Below are 18,900 nucleotides of genomic sequence, written 5' to 3' on the forward strand. Positions count from 1 at the left end.
TCCGTCAAAGCGCGTCGTTCAACGCCAACCACTCGGGTTCATACGTACCCAGTGCGCGCGCCGGATAAAACCAGCGCAGCGGTGCGCCGTCGATCTGCAACGGCGGCAGGAGCCGGACTGCCGGCCCCCACGACGTCGGCTCGACCTGCTCCGCGCGATCGCGACGATCGTCGGCGGCCAGTTCGACCACCTCGCTCATGGGCTCCGAACGCAACGCCAGAACGGACGCCGTGCGTGCGAGCGACGCGCGCACTTGCGTGCCGACACCCTGTTTCATTCGCGCCGTCAGCCCGCGGATGGCTGCCGTCGCCATCAGATAGCCCGTCGCATGGTCGATCGCCTGGACGGGCAGGCTGACCGGCTCGTCGCGCCCCGTCACGCGCATGCCTGCGTCGGCGATCCCCGTGCTCATCTGAACGAGGCTGTCGAAGCCGCGCCGGCAACGCCATGCACCGCTCCAGCCATACGCGTCGAGCGACACGTCGACGAGCGCCGGATTCAGTTCGCGCCGATGCGCGGCGTCGAGCCCGAGACGCGCGAGTGCGTCCGACCGATAGCCGTGCACGACGATATCCGCGCCGCGCAGCAACTGCCTGAGCGTATCGAGATCCGCCGCATCCTTCAGATTCAGCCGCGCGCATCGCTTGCCCAGCACCACGTCGGGCACCGTGCCCGGCTCTTCCCAGCCGTACGGATCGATGCGCAACACGTCGGCGCCGAGACCCGCGAGCAATCGCGTCGCCACGGGGCCCGCGAGAATGCGCGTCAGGTCGAGCACGCGAATGCCGCGCAACGGCCGGTCCCTGGCAGGCCGCCACGCATGCGCGACGGCGTCGGTCGCCGCCTGCACGTGCAGCAGCGGCTCGGTCGCGACCGACCGGCCCTGCGGATGCGCGGCCCACTCCTGCGCCGAGTACATCGCCGCCGCACAACCGCCGCGCTCGACGATCGCATCTTCGAGCGCAACGGCGTCCCAGCGACTCACCGCCTGCGCGACCGACCGGGCATCGCCGGCGCAGCCGAGCACCGACAACGCGGCCAGCCGATGATGCGGTGCGTTGGTGTGCAGCCGGATCCAGCGATCGCGTGCGCGATAGTTGCCGGCCACCGGGTCCCACGGCGGCGGCATCGTCCAGCCCTGCGGACGCAACGACACGCCGAACCACAGCGACGCCAGGCGCCGGTCGACCCGAACCGGCGGCAGCGTGCCGGTCGACGCATGCAGCAATTCGGCCACGGCCGTCCCGGCTGCACCGATTGCGGCCGCGGCCAGGTCGGTGACGCGAAACGCGGAAACCAGTTCGCCCGAGCCGCTGAAGCGGCACGAGTCGACGAACGCCTCAGTCCCGCCGGCAGCAAGCCAGAACGCCCGTAGATGACGCGACACCTGATCCTCGCCGGCCGTCGCCGCTTCCCCCGACAGTTGATCGACACGCATGTTCGCCTCGCATGAATTCGGTGACGCAAAGATCGTCTCGCTCGCATTCGTTGTCAACGTTGATTATCCTGATCAACCTGTCGAACGATTCCCCCTGCGCACGATGTCGACCTACCTGAATTCGACCGAAGCCGCGGCACGGCTCGGCGTCTCGCGGCCAACCCTCTATGCGTACGTGAGCCGCGGCCTGCTGCGCGCGGAACCGGGCCGCAGTCATCGTGAAAGCCGCTATCTCGCGGCCGACGTCGAGCGGCTCGCCGATCAACGCGCGCGCGGCCGCAAGCCGAAGGAAGTGGCGAAAGCCGCGCTGAACTGGGGGTCGCCCGTGCTCGAATCGAGCATCACGCTCATCGACGGCGGCCGGCTCTTCTATCGCGGTGTCGATGCGCTCGATCTCGCTGCCCGTGCGAGTCTCGAGGAAGTCGCGGCGCTGCTGTGGCGATGCGACGAGCAGACCGCGTTCGGGCGCCCCGTTCCCGCGACGCCCGCGGTGTTGCGAACGCTCTTCAGGCACTACGGCGCGCAACGCGCGGAGCAGGCGCTGCTGCCGCTCTTCACCGTCGCGAGCGAGGACGCGCCCACGGCGATCTGGCAGCAATCGGCCGATCGCCACGCGCAGGGTTGCGGCGACCTCGTGCGGATTCTCGCGGCATGCCTGCTGCGAACCCGGATCGATACCGCACCCGTGCACGTGCAATGCGCGCAGGCATGGGGCGTCGGGCCTGCGGGCGCCGAGCTGATCAGGATGGCGCTCGTGCTATGCGCGGACCACGAACTGAACGCGTCGAGTTTCACGGGGCGGTGCATCGCGTCGACGAACGCGAGCTTGCGGGCCGTCGTGGTCGGCGGGCTGGCCGGGCTGTCGGGCGAGCGGCACGGCGCCACCACCGCGCGCTGCGAAGCCATGTGGGACGAACTCGGTAACAAGGACATCGAACAGAAAATGCGCGAGCGGCTGGCCCGCGGCGACGGCCTGCCGGGCTTCGGACATTCGCTGTACCCCGACGGCGACGTGCGCGCGACGTCTCTGTTGTCGCGAATCCTGCCGCGCCATCCTCAATGGAGCCGGATGATCGATGCAGGCAGCGCACTCGTCGGCCACCGGCCCTCGCTGGATCTCGCGCTGGTGGCCCTGCGCAGACATTTGAGGCTGCCGCTCGGTGCCGCATTCGGCCTGTTCGCGCTGGGCCGCTCGATCGGCTGGATCGCGCACGGGCTGGAGCAGCGCGAGCAGTCCGATCTGATCCGGCCGCGCGCGGTTTATACGGGGACGTGGCCGGGTGGCACGCATGCCGGCCCGGAGCATGCGCGATCCCGCGGACGATCGGGAAAGCGGCAAGCGACGCAACATGCGGCCCCGGAAGACGACATGCTTGCGGCTTTCTTCAGGCATCCATAGCTTTCGAGCGACGATGCCGGCACGCAGCAGCGGTGATTCGCCCACGCGTCGTCGATATACGGAAGCCGCCAGCCGCAGACGTTTCGCGAATGTCGCCGATGGATCGGCAAGAGCCGTCCACGGACATCCGCGACGACTCTCATGCGGGTTCAGCGAGATGCAAACGACAGGCACACCGCGCACCAGGCATTGATCCGCGCTACGCGCACCGGCCCCCGCGCCCCGCATGCCGACTTACTTCAACGCCCCCGCCACCTTCTTCTGCCGCCACAGACACAGCAAGTCGCACGCGACATGCGCGGCCGCGATCGCCGTGATGTCCGCGTGGTCATAGGCGGGCGCCACCTCGACCACATCGGCGCCCACGAGATTCACCGCGCCGAGCGCGCGCACGATCGCGAGCGCCTGCGCCGACGACAGCCCGCCCGCCACCGGCGTGCCCGTGCCGGGCGCGAACGCCGGATCGAGGCAGTCGATATCGAACGTCAGGTACGCGGGCCGCGCGCCGACGATGTCGACGATCCGCTCGACCGCCGCGCGCGAACCGTGGTCGTGCACCCACGCCGCATCGAGCCGCTCGATCCCGAGAAAATCGTCGTTCCATGTGCGGATGCCGACCTGCACCGACGTCGCGGGATCGATCAGCCCTTCCTTCACGGCCTTGTAGAACATCGTCCCGTGATTGAGGCTGTCCGGATCGTCGTCGGCCCACGTATCGCAGTGCGCATCGAAATGGATCAGCGACAGCGGCTTGCCGTAGCGCTCCGCGTGCGCGACGAGCAGCGGATACGTGATGTAGTGATCGCCGCCGAGCGTCAGCATCTTCGCGCCGCAGCCGAGGATCGTGCGCGCATGCTCGACGATCGCGGGCTTGATCGACAGCGGGTTGTGCGCGTCGAACCAGCAGTCGCCGTAGTCGATCGCCGCGAGTTCGTCGAACGGGTCGAAGCCCCACGGATACGGATGCAGCTCCGCGAGCTGCACGCTTGCCGCGCGGATCGCGGCCGGGCCGAGCCGCGCGCCGGAGCGATAGGTCGTCGCGAGGTCGAGCGGCACGCCGGAGATCGCGACGTCCACACCGCCGAGTTCGCGCGAATAGTTGCGGCGCATGAACGACAGCACGCCCGCATAGGTGTTTTCGATCGACGAGCCGTACGGCGTCGTGCGACGGATCGCGCCGTCGCCGTGGAGAAGTTCGGTCATGGTCGGACCTGTTTTCGTGAGGAGGGCCGCCCGCCCCGCTTCGCATGCGCGCACGGGCCAGGCACGGCGTGGATTCATCGGCACGCACCGGCCTGCGCAGCCAGTCACGCAGCCGGGCGAAACAACGACAGCAACATCAACAAACCCGATCGACAACGGCAAACCCGCGGTGATCATAGCAAGCCGAATTGAAGTCGTTGCCCCGGTTCAGCCGGGGCAACGCGCAGACGGCCGCCGCGCCCGCATCGCCTTCGACGCCTAGAAGGATTCGCCGGTTTTCGAATGCCCTTTCTTCCGGATAATGGCCGACAGCCGCTCTCGACCACGCGCCCTCGACCGCGCGCCGTCCACCGCGGACAACAACAAACCGGAGACACCCGCCTTGATCGCCACGCTTCCCGCCACCTACCGCCGGCTCTGGCCGCTCGCCGTCGCCGCCGCGTTGCTGTACGGGCTGTCGCTCGCCGCCGCCCCGTATCCCGGCCAGGCCGCCGCGAAAGCCGCGATGGGCATCCTGCTGCTCGCGGCGGGCAGCACCTGCGCGGCGCCGCGCGAACGCGCGTGGCTGTGCGCGGCGCTCGCAACGGCCGTGCTCGGCGACGTGCTGCTCGCGCTGCCCGACTGGCCGCTGTCGTTCGTCCTCGGCCTCGGCGCGTTCCTGCTCACGCACCTGTGCTACTGCGCGATCTTCGTGCGCTGGCGCGCGCGGCCGCAGGGCTGGCGCATCGTGGCGCTCGTCGCGCTGTGGATCGCCGCGCCGGCGTTCTACGCGGCGTTCTTCCCGCACCTCGGCGAGCTGCTGGCGCCGGTCGCCGTCTACATGCTCGTGCTCTGCGCGATGGCGAGCTTCGCGCTCGCCGCCCGCACGCGCGGCCCGCTGGTGGCCATCGGCAGCCTGATCTTCGTCGGCTCCGACACGCTGATCGGCGTCGGCCGCTTCCTCGGCGGCTTTCCGGGCATCGATTACCTGATCTGGGGCCTCTACGCGCTCGCGCAGGTCACGATCGTGGCCGGGGTTTTCCATGAGACCGCCGCCCGTTCGATCCGTCCCTGATACCGTTTCAAACAGGCCGCCGCGCGCCGGCGGCCTCGTGCGCTTCCGCTCTCGCCGTCCCGACGGCCGTTTCCGCCCTTCCCGCAGTGCGGAACCCGACCCGTTCCAAACCCCGCTCAGCCTTTTCCCGTCTGGCTTCCGGCCCTTAGAGCGCCGCTTCTAGCCTCTTGCGGTTTCCGGGTTCACCCACTATCGTTACATCAAACAATGTAACATTCAGAAATGAGCCAAATCGGAGACACCCGGATGAATGCTCGCACGTTGCCTTTCGGTCCGCCCGGCCACGACGGCCTGGACGAAACCATCGACATCGCCATCATCGGCACCGGCTTCGCCGGCCTCGGGATGGCGATCCGCCTGCTGCAAACAGGCGTGACCGACTTCGTCGTGCTGGAGAAGGCCGCGGCGGTCGGCGGCACGTGGCGCGACAATCATTACCCCGGGTGCGCCTGCGACGTCCAATCGCACGTCTATTCGTTCTCGTTCGCGCCGAACCCGCGCTGGACGCGCATGTTCGCGCCCCAGCCGGAAATCCGCGCGTATCTGGAAGACTGCGTGCAGCGCTTCGGCGTCGGCCCGCACCTGCGCCTGAACCACGAACTGCAGCGCGCCGAGTACGACGAGGCCGCGCAGCGCTGGCGCCTCACGTTCGCAAACGGCAAGCGGCTGTCGGCGCGCGTGCTGGTGTCGGGAATGGGCGGGCTGTCGCGCGCCGCGCTGCCGTCGATTCCCGGCGTCGAGACCTTCAAGGGCCGCGCGTTTCATTCGCAGCAGTGGGATCACGACTACGCGCTCGAAGGCAAGCGCGTCGCGGTGATCGGCACCGGCGCGAGCGCGATCCAGTTCGTGCCGCAGATCGCGCCGCGCGTGAAGCAGCTCGCGCTGTTCCAGCGCACGCCGCCGTGGATCATGCCGAAGCCCGACCGCAACCTCACCGGGTTCGAGAAGTGGCTGTTCCGCACGCTGCCGTTCACGCAGAAGATCGTGCGCAGCGGCATCTACTGGATGCTCGAATCGCGCGTGCTCGGCTTCGCGATCCATCCGTCGCTGATGAAGAACGTGCAGAAGCTCGCGCTGCGCCACATCCGCAAGCAGATTCCCGATCCGGAACTGCGCAAGACGGTCACGCCGAACTACACGCTCGGCTGCAAGCGCGTGCTGATCTCGAACGACTACTATCCGGCGCTGTCGCGCAAGAACGTCGACGTGATCACGACCGGCATCGACCACATCGAAGCCGACGCGGTCGTGACGGCCGACGGCAAGCGCCATGAAGTCGACTGCCTGATCTACGGCACCGGCTTCCAGGTGGCCGATCCGTATCCGCGCGGCGCGATCGTCGGCCGCGGCGGGCTCGACATCGTCGACGCGTGGCGCGACGGCGCGCACGCGTACCTCGGCTCGACGCTGCCCGGCTACCCGAACTTCTTCATGATCGTCGGCCCGAACACGGGCCTCGGCCACAACTCGATGGTGTTCATGATCGAGTCGCAGATCGAGTACATCCTCGGCGCACTGCAGGCGATGCGCCGCGAGCGCGCGGACGCGATCGAGGTGCGCCCGCTCGTCGAGGCGCAGTTCAACGACGACCTGCAGGGCAGGCTGAAGAAGGCGATCTGGTCGACAGGCGGCTGCAAGAGCTGGTATCTCGACCCGCGCACCGGCAAGAACACGACGCTGTGGCCGGGCTTCACGTGGCGCTTCCGCCAGGCGACCGCGCACTTCTCGATCGCCGACTACCACATGTATCGCGCGCCGCAACACGACACGAGCGCGCGGCCCGCCGCCGCGCCCGCCGCTTCCGCATCCGCCGAAGCGGCCTGAGCCAGACAAGGAGCCACCGACATGAGAGATTTCGCCAACAAGGTCGCCGCGATCACGGGAGCCGGTTCGGGCATGGGCCGCGCGCTTGCGATCCAGCTCGCGCAGGCCGGCTGCCACGTATCGCTCGCCGACAGGAACGGCGTCGGCCTCGCCGAAACCGAACGGATCGTCCGTGCGATCGCGCCGAACGTGCGCGTATCGACCCGCGTGCTCGACGTGAGCGAGCGCGACGCGATGTTCGCGTGGGCAGACGACACCGTGAAGGAACACGGCAAGGTCAACCTGATCTTCAACAACGCGGGCGTCGCGCTGTCGAGCACGATCGAAGGCATGGAATACGACGATCTCGAATGGATCGTGAACATCAACTTCTGGGGCGTCGTGCACGGCACGAAGGCGTTCCTGCCGCATCTGAAAGCATCGGGCGACGGCCACGTGATCAATACGTCGAGCATCTTCGGGATCTTCGCGCAGCCGGGCATGAGCGGCTACAACGCGACGAAGTTCGCGGTGCGCGGCTTCACCGAATCGCTGCGCCAGGAACTCGACATGATGAAGTGCGGCGTATCGGCCACCTGCGTGCATCCGGGCGGCATCCGCACGAACATCGCGCAGTCGAGCCGCGTCGCGAAGAACATGGTCGGCTTCATCGTCGAGAGCGAACAGCAAGGCAAGGACAGCTTCGAGAAGTTCTTCATCACGACCGCCGACGACGCCGCGCGCACGATCCTCGCCGGCGTGCGCAGGAACAAGCGCCGCGTGCTGATCGGCCGCGACGCGAAAGGGGCAGACTGGATGGCGCGCATCCTGCCGGCCGCGTACCAGGCGCTCGTCGTGCTCGCGACGCGCCGCGAGGCCGCGAAGGCCCGTCGCGCCGCGCGCGGCACGTCGGCGCCCGCCCCGCTGCACGCCACCTACAACAATGCAGGCAATCAGGGAGAACAATCATGACGACCCCGAACATGATGCCCGTGCGGCGCGACATCCGTTTCGCGCTGCCGCCGGAACGCGCGCGCGACTGGCACGTGCAGGGCGTGCCGGTCACGCACTTCATGAATGCGCTGTCGCTGCTGTTTCCGGCCGGCGAACGCTTCTTCATGGATTCGGTGCGCAACTACCGCGACCGGATCGAGGACCCCGAGCTGAAGAAGCAGGTGCTCGGCTTCATCGGCCAGGAAGCGATGCATACGCGCGAGCACATCGAATACAACGATCTGCTGCAAGCGGCCGGCCTGCCCGCGCACAAGCTCGACAAGCGCCTGTGGACGATCCTCGGCTGGTTCAAGAAGGTGCTGCCGCATTCGATGCAGCTCGCGATCACGATCGCGCTCGAACACTACACGGCGATCCTCGCGAACCAGTTGCTGTCCGGCCACGAACACCGCATCGACGGTTCGGTCGAAGGCTACCGGCAGATGTGGATGTGGCATGCGATGGAGGAAACCGAACACAAGGCAGTGTCCTACGACGTATGGAACACCGTGATGAAGCCGGGCCTCGGCAGCTACCTGTTGCGCACGGGCACGATGCTCGTGACCACCGTGTTCTTCTGGACGATCGTGTTCGACTTCCACGTGCGGCTGATGCGCGCGCACCGTCGCGAACACGGGAAGTTCGGCGGCATGTGGCGCCTCGTGAAGTACCTGTACAGCCCGAAGCACGGCGTGTTTCCGAGCATCGCGCGCGAATGGCTCGACTACTTCCGCCCGGGCTTCCACCCGTGGGACCACGACAACCACCAGTACCTGCAGGAGCTCGACACGCTGCTCGAGAACATCGACGCGACCAACGCGCACTACGCCGCGCAAGCCGCGCCGCGCCGCGTGCCGCTGCATCCGGTCCCGCAGGCGTGACGCGATGGCGCGCGCCCACGAGATGCTGACCGTCCAGTCCGGCGACGTGAAGCTCGCCGTCTACGTGAGCGGGCCGCGGCGCGCGCCGCCGCTGATCCTCGTGCACGGCTACCCCGATTCGGCGTCCGTGTGGGCGCCGATCCGCGCGCGGCTCGCGAAGCGCTACCGCGTGATCGCGTACGACGTGCGCGGCGCCGGCGCGTCAGATGCGCCGCGCCGCCGGGCCGACTACACGCTCGAGCGGCTCGCCGCCGACCTGAAGGCGGTGGCGGACGCGACCTGCGGCGGCCGGCCGTTCCATCTCGTCGGCCACGACTGGGGCTCGATCCAGTGCTGGGAGGCCGTGACCGACCCCGCGTTCCGCGGCCTAATCGCGTCGTACACGTCGATCTCGGGCCCGTGCCTCGATCACGTGTTCCGCGCGAAGATGCGGCTCAAGCAGAGCCTGAAGTCGTGGTACATCGCGTTCTTTCATCTGCCGCTCGTGCCGTCGCTGGTGTGGCGGCTCGGCGGCGCGGCGTTGTGGCCGCGCTGGCTGCAGCTCACCGAACGCGTGCGCGCGGAGCGCGATCCCGTGCAGCTGAAGAACGCGCTGAACGGCCTGCAGCTGTACCGCGCGAATTTCCTCGCACGGGCCCGCCAGCCGCGCGAACGCTACGCGCAGGCGCCGGTGCAGATCCTCGTGCCGGTGCGCGACCGCTATGTGACGCCCGAGATGTCGGTCGACCTCGACCGCTGGCTCGGCGAGCACGTGCGCGAGGAAATCGACGGCACGCACTGGATCGTGCTGCGCCACCCGGACATGATCGCGTCGCGGATCGACCGCTTCGCCTCCGCGCAGGAGCGCCCGGCGGTGCCGAACGCCGCGGTTCAACGTGCCGTTGGCAGCGCCGACAGGCGTCTGAACAGCGTCTCGTAATCGACGACGAGCCCGTCGTCGTCGACGTCCATCTCCGCGGTGAAGTTCCGGAAGATCCCTTCGTAGCGGTAGCGCCGGCCGGGTTCGATGCACGCATAAGCCTGCTTGACCGGCGTGACCTTCAGGTCGGGCGTCGAGATGTACGCGACGTCGATCGGCCGCCGCTCGCCGCGCGCGAGCCCGAGGCGGCCGATCGGCAGCGAATTCGTGAACGGCGTCGCCGCGATGTCGATGTCGACGCAGCCATCCAGCTCGTGCAGCGCCCGGCCTGAGCCGTTGCGCCAGTGCCCAGCCCCGTCGCCGTGCAGTTCGAGCGTGCCGCCGCCCATTACCTTGAGCACGGCGTAGGTCACGCGCCATTGCGGATCGCATTCGACGCGATACGCGAGCCCGTACGCACGGCCGTACCGCTGCCCGACCACCGCGCTTTCGACGACGATCCCGCCGTCGCTCCGGTCGAACGTCAGATGTTCGACCCCGTCGCCTTCGAGCGACGCCCACCGCACCTCGCGCATCGTCCCACCTCCCGGATATCTCGTGTCGGGGCATCGTCACACAAATCGTCGCTATCCGGAATGCCCCCCCGTCGGTCAGCACGGCGCACCGTGTCCGGCCCCTCGAACGGCGATCGGGGCTGGCGCTTTGAAGTCGGCGAGCGTGAATCAGTCACGTGACGACCAGCCTGCACACGAAAAACATTCCGAGTACGCACACCGGCCTCTTTTTGCCTCAATTTGGGGCATCCATCCCAAATCCTGACTATCCGGAATTCCCTATTCCGGTGCATCGCGGAGTGTCCTATGCTCGCGTGTCGTTCTGTTCCGTCGCTGCCATGCCTACCGCCCGCCCCGCCTCGCCCTCGATCGATCTGCGCATTCTGCTGCGCGGCATCGGGCAGATCGTGCTGCAGGCGAATGCGCTCACAGGCGCCCTGCTGCTCGCCGCGCTGGCACTGACCGACCTGCGGCTCGCGAGCGCGGCGCTGGTGGGCTCGGCCGCCGCCAGCATGACCGCCGTGCTGACGGGCGCCGGGCGTCGCGACGTCGAACAGGGGCTGCACGGCTTCAACGGCGCGCTCGCCGCGCTGATCGCCGTGCTGTGCGCGCCGTCTTCCGGCGCCGCCGTCGCGCTGGTGCCGCTCGTGTCGATCGGCGCGGCGCTCGTCCAGCGCGCGATGCGCACGCCGCTCGCGCGCTGGCGCCAGTGTCCGTATTCGAGCCCGTGCCTCGTCGTCACCGCGCTGTGGCTGCCGTTTGTCGCGCTGCAACACGCGGACGGCGCGACGGCCGCCCCGGCGCTGACCGTCGCTGCCGCCGCCGATGCCGTTCTGTCCGGCGTCGCCCAGACCACCTTCGCGCAAGGCGCGTGGGCCGGCGCGCTGATCGTCGCCGGCCTTGCCGTCGCGTCGCGCCGGGCGGCCGCGTTCGCGCTCGGCGGCGCGCTCGTATCGACCGTGCTGCTGGTCGTGCTCGGCGCGAGCGACGCGCAGTTCGCCGACGGCCTGCTCGGCTTCAACGGCGCGCTCGCCGCGCTGGCGCTGATGCCGCGCGGCCCGCGCGCGGCACTGGCCGCCGCAGCATTCGCCGCGCTGATCCAGTGGCTCGCGACGCGCGCCGGCATTCCCGCGTTCACGGCCCCGTTCGCGTTGGCGTCGTGGGTGACCGTAGCCGTCGCACGCCGCTTCACCTTCGGAGAACCCGATGTCATTCGCACACCGTCCTGACGCCCTGAAACCCGGCGGCCCGATCTCGGACGCCGAACGCCGGCTGCGCGTCGACCTCGCCGCCGCCTACCGGCTCGTCGCGCTGAACGGCTGGGACGACCTGATCTACACGCATCTGTCCGCGACCGTGCCCGGCGAACCCGGCCACTTCCTGATCAACCCGTTCGGGCTCACGTTCGACGAAGTCCGCGCATCGAATCTCGTGAAGATCGACCTGGCCGGCAACCGGATCGGCACGAGCGAGCATGCGGTCAACGTGACGGGCTTCGCGCTGCACGCGGCCGTGCATGCCGCGCGCGCCGACGCCGTGTGCGTGATGCATCTGCACAATACGGCCGGCATTGCGGTGTCGATCCAGCGCGACGGGCTGCTGCCCGCGTCGCAGCACGCGCTGCGCTTTCATGGCGACCTCGCGTATCACGATTACGAAGCGCTCGCGTTCTCGCCGGCCGAAGGCGCGCGACTGACCGCGAGCCTCGGCGCAAAATCCGCGATGCTGCTGCGCAACCACGGCACGCTGACGGTCGGCCGCACCGTGGCCGAAGCCTATGTGCTGATGGATACGCTGATCAAGGCGTGCGACATCCAGGTGCGCGCGCAAGCAGGCGGCGGGCCGCTCGTGCTGCCCGATGCGGCCGTCGCGCAGCGCACTGCCGAACAACTGCGCGACGGCGGCGCGATCGAAGGCGAACTCGAATGGCCGGCGCTGCTGCGCCGCCTCGACCGGATCGATCCGTCGTATCGCGACTGACGCCGCAATCGTCGCCGCAACCGCGGCCGAATCGTTCAAACCCAACCGGAGCCCCTCTCATGCCGACTTTCAATATCCAGCTCTTCGAAGGCCGCACCGTCGAACAGAAGCGCGCATTCGTCGAAGCGATCACGCGCGTCACCTGCGAGACGCTCGGCTGCACGCCGGGCTCGGTCGATATCATCCTGACCGACGTGAAGAAGGAAAACTGGGCGACGGCCGGCAAGCTGTGGAGCGACGAGCGCTGACAGGCGCCCCACAAAAAGCCAGCGCGCCTCCGGACCACAAAAGCGCGCTGTCTCCGTTGCTCAGCTATAGCCCCCTCGCCACCTCCTCGAATACCTCACGTCAATCAGCTATCCCAATATATTGCCATTGACATTCAGAATCATCGCAATTAGCTTTCGTTAACACAAAAACATCCAGGAATCGTTTCGCTGCGCTCCAAAAAAGCTTCGTATAACGAATCAAAAACATCATTCCGCATTTGACATAGTAGCCAGCCAATCACCGCCCATCGGTGTCACCGCCAGCGATGAAATCCGGCAAGTACGTCTACGCCGACATTCAACTTATCGCTACAGGTAGACACCATGAAAATCAGGACGCTCAAAGGCTATTCCGCCGCTCTGCTGTTTTCGTTGATTTCGTTCGCGACTTCCGGCGTCGGCGGCCCCGTCTCGACATCGCCCGACACGACGTCGGATCGGCACTCCGCTACTATCCACGAGACATGGGAGGCCAACGAGAATGGAACGGCTTACAGAATCATCAAGATTTCCGCCGACCGCTTTCTAGTCGTATACGGAAACAAAAAGAATATTTCCGGATACGTCATTCATGATCGACGAGACGGATCAAACGGCACCGACTATGTCCCGTGGACTTCGAATTCGTCCAAAATCACTATCGGAGTTCAGGAGACTAGCAGTCGATCAATTGGCGTCATGCTGAGCGCCAATGGTGAAACTACCAGCTTCGTTGCGAAACCCTATCGCACCAAAAATAAAGCTCAGGGCGCCCTCCGTTCGGGAAGCTGGCTGGCAACAATCTCCGATATCCCTGTCCAGCTTCGCATCGACAAAAACCTTGCGGACGCGTCAGTCGATATCGGTAAATGTAGACTGGCAGGGAAGATAAAATCAGATGGCTTGGAAGATGGATCGCATCTGACGCTCTCTCCAGCGACGACAGCCTGCGCAACCAAGTTCAATCACGAATTTGATGCAGCGTTGCTCTTTTCGGAAGATCTCGCCGTGATCTATCCGACGATACAAGAATCGACGAACTTCGTCTTCGTCGCTCACCCAACTATCGACAACCCTCCTGGTATGGCGCCGCAGCCTCGAAACACGTCCTGCGCGCAATGGAGGGAGATGTGCCGGGCAAAGTGTTCTGCAATGACTTTACCAACCGGCAACTTCGGATTCAAATTCTGGAACTGCGTCAACAGTTGCAACGCGTTGGCGGGATGTTAAAAAGGTAAGCACATGATCACGGACAAGCAAATCGCAAGCGCCCTGAACGACATGATCTTGCAAATGGGGGCCGATCTCGATCGCTCTCTACTGGAGGTCAAGGCGTCGTGCCCGGATTCCGAATTCGTCGCCTACCGCGAATTCGTGTCGCAAGTGCTGACCACAATGCTGGTCGACTTCATGAACCCGCTCTACGCACGGCACCCCGACCTGAAGCCGCCGGAACTGACGTGACCCACATCTGCAGCGCCCCGCCACGGGCGCTGCAGCCCCCGCTTCACGCTCCGTCCCGTTGTGCGCCCGCACATCGCTTTGTCACGCAATCGGCGCATAATGCCGGACAGACGCAGCAGCCGATGGCCACCCGACGAGGAGACCGCCATGGAAGCGAAGAACGAGGAAGTCGTCGCACACCTGCTCTCCGACGTCGTCGAATTCGCGCGCGGGCGCCTGCCCGAAGCCACGTTCCGGATCGTCGAACCGTTCCTGCGTCACTACTACGATTTCGCCGATGCCGACGACCTGCAAAGCCGCGGCATCGCCGATCTCTACGGCGCCGCGATGGCGCACTGGCAGACGGCCCAGAAATTCGTGCCCGGCAGCGAACGGCTGCGCGTGTACAACCCGATCCTCGAACAGCACGGCTGGCATTCCGATCACACGGTGATCGAGATCGTCAACGACGACATGCCGTTCCTCGTCGATTCGGTGACGATGGCCGTCAACCGCCTCGGGCTTGCGCTGCATTCCGCGCTGCACCCGGTGTTCCGCATCTGGCGCGGCGCCGACGGCGGCATCGAGCGGGTCGACGCGGGCGGCGCGGCGTCGGCCGACGGCCAGTCGCAGCTCGCATCGTTCATCCATTTCGAAGTCGACCGCTGCGGCGACGCCGCGCTGCTCGACACGCTGCGCAACGACATCGCGCACGTGCTCGGCGACGTACGCGCGTCGGTCGAAGACTGGCCGAAGATCGTCGACATCGCCCGCGCGACGATCAAGGAAATGAAGGCGCGCGAATCGACCGCCGAAGACATCGAGGCGCGCGCGTTCCTCGAATGGATGGCGGCCGATCACTTCACGTTCCTCGGCCAGCGCGACTACGCGCTGGTCTCGGACGGCACCGGCTTCGGGCTGCGCGGCATCGAGGGCACCGGCTTCGGCATCCTGCGCGAATCGTTGCGCCCGTCGGGCGCGCCCGACGTCACGCCGCTGCCGCAGGCTGCCGCCGACATCATCACCGGCGCGTGGCCGATCTTCCTGACCAAGGCGAACTCGCGCGCGACCGTGCACCGGCCCGGGTATCTCGACTACGTCGGCGTGAAACTCATCGGCGCCGACGGCAAGGTGGCCGGCGAACGCCGCTTCATCGGGCTCTACACGTCGACCGCCTACATGGTGTCGAGCGCGGAAATCCCGATCGTGCGCCGCAAGTGCGCGAACATCGTGCGGCGCGCGGGTTTTTTGCCGAAGGGGCATCTCGGCAAGTCGCTCGTGACGGTGCTCGAAACCTATCCGCGCGACGAACTGTTCCAGGCCGACGAAGACCAGCTCTACGACATCGCGCTCGGCATCCTGCGGCTGCAGGAACACCAGCGCACGCGCCTGTTCGTGCGCCGCGACCGCTTCGACCGCTTCGTGTCGTGCCTCGTGTTCGTGCCGCGCGACAAGTACAACACCGACCTGCGCCGGCGCATCGCGAAACTGCTGGTCGACGCGTACAACGGCGTGAACGTCGAATTCACGCCGCTGCTGTCGGAATCGGCGATCGCGCGCATTCATTTCGTCGTGCACGCGGAACCGGGCACGATGCCCGACGTCGACACGCGTGAACTCGAAACGCGGCTCGTGCAGGTCACGCGCCGCTGGCAGGACGATCTCGCCGACGCGCTGCTCGACGCATTCGGCGAGGAGCAAGGCAACCGCCTGCTGCAGCGCTATGCCGAGTCGTTCCCGGCCGGCTATCGCGACGACTATCCGGCGCGCACGGCCGTGCGCGACATCGAGCTGATCGAGCGCGTGAAGGATTCGGGGCAGCTCGCGATGAACCTGTACCGGCCGATCGAGGCCGAGGCGCGTGCGTTCCGCTTCAAGGTCTATCGCGCGGGCGACCCGATCGCGCTGTCGCGCAGCCTGCCGATGCTCGAACATCTCGGCGTGCGCGTCGACGAGGAGCGGCCGTACCGCATCCAGACGCAGGATGGCGCGCACGCGTGGGTGCACGACTTCGGCCTCGAACTCGCGGACGACAATACCGAATTCGACATCGAGCGCGTGAAGGGCCTGTTCGAAGATGCGTTCGACCAGATCTGGAGCGGCCGGATCGAGAACGACGATTTCAACCGCCTCGTGCTGCGCGCCCACCTGAGCGCGCGCGAAGTGACGATCCTGCGCGCGTATGCGAAGTACCTGCGGCAAGTCGGCTCGACCTTCAGCGACGCGTATATCGAGCGCGCGCTGACCGGCAACCCGGCGATCGCGCGGCAGCTCGTCGAGCTGTTCCTGCTGCGCTTCGACCCGGCCGTCGGCGACACGCGCGACGTCCAGGCCGAGCGGCTGCTGAAGGCGATCGAAGGCGCGCTCGACCAGGTGCCGAACCTCGACGAAGACCGCATCCTGCGCCAGTTCCTCGGCGTGATCAACGCGACCGAGCGCACGAACTACTTCCTCGTCGACGCCAGCGGCGAATCGAAACCGTACCTGTCGTTCAAGTTCAATCCGGCGAAAGTGCCGGGCCTGCCCGAACCGAAGCCGATGTTCGAGATCTGGGTGTATTCGCCGCGGGTCGAGGGCGTGCACCTGCGCGGCGGGCGCGTCGCGCGCGGCGGGCTGCGCTGGTCGGATCGCCGCGAGGATTTCCGCACCGAGGTGCTCGGGCTGATGAAGGCGCAGATGGTGAAGAACGTCGTGATCGTGCCGGTCGGCTCGAAAGGCGGCTTCGTCGTGAAGAACCCGCCGCCGCCGAGCGATCGCGAAGCGTGGATGCGCGAAGGCATCGCGTGCTACCAGACCTTCCTGCGCGGCCTGCTCGACCTGACCGACAACCTGGCGAGCAACGCGATCGTGCCGCCGCCCGGCGTCGTGCGTCACGATCCGGACGATCCGTACCTGGTCGTCGCCGCCGACAAGGGCACGGCCACCTTCTCCGACTACGCGAACGCGATCTCGCATGAATACGGCTTCTGGCTCGACGACGCGTTCGCGTCCGGCGGCTCGGTCGGCTACGACCACAAGAAGATGGCGATCACCGCGCGCGGCGCGTGGGAATCGGTGAAGCGGCACTTCCGCGAGATGGGCGTCGATACGCAGACGACCGACTTCACCGTGGTCGGCGTCGGCGACATGTCGGGCGACGTGTTCGGCAACGGGATGCTGCTGTCGCCGCATATCCGGCTCGTCGCCGCGTTCGATCACCGGCACGTGTTCCTCGACCCGAACCCCGACCCGGCGACGAGCTTCGCGGAGCGCCAGCGCATGTTCGCGCTCGAACGCTCGAGCTGGGCAGATTACGATCCGGCGGCGATTTCATCGGGCGGCGGCGTGTATCCGCGCACCGCGAAGACGATTCCGCTGTCGCCGGCCGTGCAGGCCGCGCTCGGCATCGACGCGCACGCGCTGCCGCCGACCGAGCTGATCCGCGCGATCCTGCAGGCGCCGGTCGACCTGCTGTACAACGGCGGCATCGGCACCTACGTGAAGGCCGCGCGCGAAACCCACCTGCAGGTCGGCGACCGCGCGAACGACGCGGTGCGCGTGAACGGCGCGGACCTGCGCTGCAAGGTGGTCGGCGAAGGCGGCAACCTCGGCTGCACGCAGTTCGGGCGGATCGAGTTCGCGCAGCGCGGCGGCCGCATCAACACCGACGCGATCGACAACTCGGCGGGCGTCGATTGTTCGGATCACGAAGTCAACATCAAGATCCTGCTCGGGCTCGTCGTGTCCGACGGCGAGATGACCGAGAAGCAGCGCAACGCGCTGCTCGCGGAGATGACCGACGAAGTCGGGCTGCTCGTGCTGCGCGACAACTACTACCAGACGCAGGCGCTGTCGATCGCCGGCCGCTATGCGGTCGAATTGCTCGACGCCGAAGCGCGGCTGATGCGCTGGCTCGAACGCGCGGGCCGGCTGAACCGCGTGATCGAATTTCTGCCGACCGACGACGAAATCGCCGAACGGCAGGCGGCGAAGCTCGGCCTCACGTCGCCGGAGCGCGCGGTGCTGCTCGCGTACAGCAAGATGTGGCTGTACGACGCGCTGCTCGAATCCGACGTGCCGGAGGATCCGCTCGTGGCCGCGATGCTTGTCGACTACTTCCCGAAGCCGCTGCAGCAGCGTTTCAGCGAACCGATGCGCCGCCATCCGCTGCGCCGCGAGATTCTCGCGACGCACCTGACCAACGCGCTCGTGAACCGCGTGGGCTGCGCGTTCGTGCACCGGCTGATGGAGGAAACGGACGCGAAGCTGGGCGACATCGTGCGCGCGTGCATCATGGCGCGCGACGTGTTCGACCTCGATGCGGTGTGGCGCGACATCGACGCGCTCGACAACCGCGTGGCCGACGACGTGCAGGCGCGCATGTTCGTCGACGTCGCGCGGCTGCTGGAGCGCGCGGCGCTGTGGTTCCTGCGGCATCTGCAATCCGGCGCGGTGGCCGACGGCGGCGTGGCCGAGCTGATCGCACGCTGCCGCGACGCGGCGCAGCGGCTGGCGCCGCAACTGCCGTCGCTGCTGCCGGCCGACGACCTCGATGCGCTGTCCGAGCGGCAGCGCGTGCTGGTCGAAGCCGGCGTCGACAGCGCGCTGGCGGTGCGCGTCGCGAGCGGCGACATCTCGGCCGCGCTGCTCGACATCGCCGAAGTGGCCGCCACCGGCAGCCGCAGCCTCGAACTCGTCGCGGGCGTGTATTTCTCGCTCGGCACGCTGCTCAATTACAGCTGGATCGCCGAACGCGCGGCGACGCTGCCGACGCCGACCCACTGGGACATGCTCGCGCGCGCGGCCGCGCTGGCCGAAGTCGCCCGCCTAAAGCGCACGCTCGCGACGGGCGCGCTCGCGGAATCGCCGGATTCGACGACGCCGGAGACGATCGTCGGCGCGTGGCGCGAACGCCGCGAAGCCGCGCTCGCCCGCTACGAGCACCTGCTCGCGGACCTGCGCGCGTCGGGCGGCGCGAGCCTCGCGGTACTGCTCGTGATCGTGCGGGAAATGGCCGTGCTCGAACGCGCGTGACGGCCGCTCCGGTCGTGACGGACCGGCCGGCC

At 67.3% G+C, this 18,900-nt stretch carries 15 protein-coding genes; 12 read left to right on the forward strand and 3 right to left on the reverse strand.

Features of this window, described 5'->3' with window-relative positions; translation table 11 throughout:
* Positions 1 to 4 precede the first annotated feature (4 nt).
* The gene (locus WJ16_RS27840; RefSeq protein WP_069260232.1) at positions 5 to 1,438 is read right to left on the reverse strand and encodes a CoA transferase; all 1,434 of its coding nucleotides are present in this window, start codon (positions 1,436 to 1,438) and stop codon (positions 5 to 7) included.
* Between the two features lie 103 nt (positions 1,439 to 1,541).
* Here WJ16_RS27840 and WJ16_RS27845 point away from each other — a divergent pair, with 103 nt between their 5' ends.
* Positions 1,542 to 2,837, forward strand: coding sequence for a citrate synthase family protein (locus WJ16_RS27845; protein ID WP_069261175.1), 1,296 nt, complete (start codon positions 1,542 to 1,544; stop codon positions 2,835 to 2,837).
* Between the two features lie 234 nt (positions 2,838 to 3,071).
* Here WJ16_RS27845 and speB read toward each other — a convergent pair whose 3' ends face one another.
* A complete protein-coding gene (speB, locus tag WJ16_RS27850; protein WP_069260233.1) occupies positions 3,072 to 4,040 on the reverse strand; it encodes an agmatinase in 969 nt (322 codons plus the stop codon).
* A gap of 382 nt (positions 4,041 to 4,422) precedes the next feature.
* Here speB and WJ16_RS27855 point away from each other — a divergent pair, with 382 nt between their 5' ends.
* From WJ16_RS27855 to WJ16_RS27875, 5 genes are all read left to right on the forward strand, one after another.
* Positions 4,423 to 5,094: a lysoplasmalogenase gene (locus tag WJ16_RS27855; protein ID WP_069260234.1), complete on the forward strand. Its 672-nt coding sequence runs from the start codon at positions 4,423 to 4,425 to the stop codon at positions 5,092 to 5,094.
* A gap of 246 nt (positions 5,095 to 5,340) precedes the next feature.
* Positions 5,341 to 6,918, forward strand: coding sequence for a flavin-containing monooxygenase (locus WJ16_RS27860; RefSeq protein WP_069260235.1), 1,578 nt, complete (start codon positions 5,341 to 5,343; stop codon positions 6,916 to 6,918).
* A gap of 21 nt (positions 6,919 to 6,939) precedes the next feature.
* The gene (locus WJ16_RS27865) at positions 6,940 to 7,869 is read left to right on the forward strand and encodes an SDR family NAD(P)-dependent oxidoreductase (RefSeq protein ID WP_069260236.1); all 930 of its coding nucleotides are present in this window, start codon (positions 6,940 to 6,942) and stop codon (positions 7,867 to 7,869) included.
* Entirely contained in the window at positions 7,866 to 8,771 is a 906-nt protein-coding gene (locus tag WJ16_RS27870; protein ID WP_069260237.1) for a metal-dependent hydrolase, read from the forward strand. The genes WJ16_RS27865 and WJ16_RS27870 overlap by 4 nt, the downstream gene beginning before the upstream one ends.
* Positions 8,772 to 8,775: 4 nt before the next feature.
* The gene (locus WJ16_RS27875; RefSeq protein WP_069260238.1) at positions 8,776 to 9,690 is read left to right on the forward strand and encodes an alpha/beta fold hydrolase; all 915 of its coding nucleotides are present in this window, start codon (positions 8,776 to 8,778) and stop codon (positions 9,688 to 9,690) included.
* On the opposite strand, the gene WJ16_RS27880 is transcribed toward WJ16_RS27875, so the two are convergent.
* Complete coding sequence (locus WJ16_RS27880) at positions 9,642 to 10,205, reverse strand: putative glycolipid-binding domain-containing protein (RefSeq protein ID WP_069260239.1); 564 nt, start codon at positions 10,203 to 10,205, stop codon at positions 9,642 to 9,644. The two genes, WJ16_RS27875 and WJ16_RS27880, sit on opposite strands and share 49 nt — an antisense overlap.
* Positions 10,206 to 10,522: 317 nt before the next feature.
* On the opposite strand from WJ16_RS27880, the gene WJ16_RS27885 reads away from it, so the two are divergent.
* The 6 genes from WJ16_RS27885 to WJ16_RS27905 all read left to right on the forward strand — a co-directional run bounded on the left by WJ16_RS27885 (position 10,523) and on the right by WJ16_RS27905 (position 18,868).
* Positions 10,523 to 11,413 carry an urea transporter gene (locus WJ16_RS27885; RefSeq protein WP_069260240.1) on the forward strand — a complete coding sequence of 297 codons (891 nt, stop codon included), beginning with the start codon at positions 10,523 to 10,525 and terminating at the stop codon, positions 11,411 to 11,413.
* Positions 11,391 to 12,164: a class II aldolase/adducin family protein gene (locus WJ16_RS27890; protein ID WP_069260241.1), complete on the forward strand. Its 774-nt coding sequence runs from the start codon at positions 11,391 to 11,393 to the stop codon at positions 12,162 to 12,164. The genes WJ16_RS27885 and WJ16_RS27890 overlap by 23 nt, the downstream gene beginning before the upstream one ends.
* 59 nt (positions 12,165 to 12,223) lie before the next feature.
* Positions 12,224 to 12,412, forward strand: coding sequence for a 4-oxalocrotonate tautomerase (locus WJ16_RS27895; protein WP_059500251.1), 189 nt, complete (start codon positions 12,224 to 12,226; stop codon positions 12,410 to 12,412).
* A 345-nt stretch (positions 12,413 to 12,757) separates the two neighbouring features.
* A complete protein-coding gene (locus WJ16_RS35085) occupies positions 12,758 to 13,642 on the forward strand; it encodes a hypothetical protein (protein ID WP_157126871.1) in 885 nt (294 codons plus the stop codon).
* Positions 13,643 to 13,654: 12 nt separating this feature from the next.
* Complete coding sequence (locus WJ16_RS27900) at positions 13,655 to 13,876, forward strand: hypothetical protein (RefSeq protein ID WP_069260242.1); 222 nt, start codon at positions 13,655 to 13,657, stop codon at positions 13,874 to 13,876.
* Between the two features lie 147 nt (positions 13,877 to 14,023).
* Positions 14,024 to 18,868, forward strand: a complete 4,845-nt coding sequence (locus tag WJ16_RS27905; protein WP_069260243.1) for an NAD-glutamate dehydrogenase — start codon at positions 14,024 to 14,026, stop codon at positions 18,866 to 18,868.
* Positions 18,869 to 18,900 lie beyond the last annotated feature (32 nt).

The sequence above is a fragment of the Burkholderia metallica genome, assembly GCF_001718555.1.
Lineage (GTDB): Bacteria > Pseudomonadota > Gammaproteobacteria > Burkholderiales > Burkholderiaceae > Burkholderia > Burkholderia metallica.

Bases quoted from the DNA above. Each gene is read 5' to 3' on its own strand.
- WJ16_RS27840 (WP_069260232.1), bottom strand. From the start codon at position 1,438: ATGCGTGTCGATCAACTGTCGGGGGAAGCGGCGACGGCCGGCGAGGAT.
- WJ16_RS27845 (WP_069261175.1), top strand. From the start codon at position 1,542: ATGTCGACCTACCTGAATTCGACCGAAGCCGCGGCACGGCTCGGCGTC.
- speB (WP_069260233.1), bottom strand. From the start codon at position 4,040: ATGACCGAACTTCTCCACGGCGACGGCGCGATCCGTCGCACGACGCCG.
- WJ16_RS27860 (WP_069260235.1), top strand. From the start codon at position 5,341: ATGAATGCTCGCACGTTGCCTTTCGGTCCGCCCGGCCACGACGGCCTG.
- WJ16_RS27865 (WP_069260236.1), top strand. From the start codon at position 6,940: ATGAGAGATTTCGCCAACAAGGTCGCCGCGATCACGGGAGCCGGTTCG.
- WJ16_RS27870 (WP_069260237.1), top strand. From the start codon at position 7,866: ATGACGACCCCGAACATGATGCCCGTGCGGCGCGACATCCGTTTCGCG.
- WJ16_RS27875 (WP_069260238.1), top strand. From the start codon at position 8,776: ATGGCGCGCGCCCACGAGATGCTGACCGTCCAGTCCGGCGACGTGAAG.
- WJ16_RS27880 (WP_069260239.1), bottom strand. From the start codon at position 10,205: ATGCGCGAGGTGCGGTGGGCGTCGCTCGAAGGCGACGGGGTCGAACAT.
- WJ16_RS27885 (WP_069260240.1), top strand. From the start codon at position 10,523: ATGCCTACCGCCCGCCCCGCCTCGCCCTCGATCGATCTGCGCATTCTG.
- WJ16_RS27890 (WP_069260241.1), top strand. From the start codon at position 11,391: ATGTCATTCGCACACCGTCCTGACGCCCTGAAACCCGGCGGCCCGATC.
- WJ16_RS27895 (WP_059500251.1), top strand. From the start codon at position 12,224: ATGCCGACTTTCAATATCCAGCTCTTCGAAGGCCGCACCGTCGAACAG.
- WJ16_RS35085 (WP_157126871.1), top strand. From the start codon at position 12,758: ATGAAAATCAGGACGCTCAAAGGCTATTCCGCCGCTCTGCTGTTTTCG.
- WJ16_RS27900 (WP_069260242.1), top strand. From the start codon at position 13,655: ATGATCACGGACAAGCAAATCGCAAGCGCCCTGAACGACATGATCTTG.
- WJ16_RS27905 (WP_069260243.1), top strand. From the start codon at position 14,024: ATGGAAGCGAAGAACGAGGAAGTCGTCGCACACCTGCTCTCCGACGTC.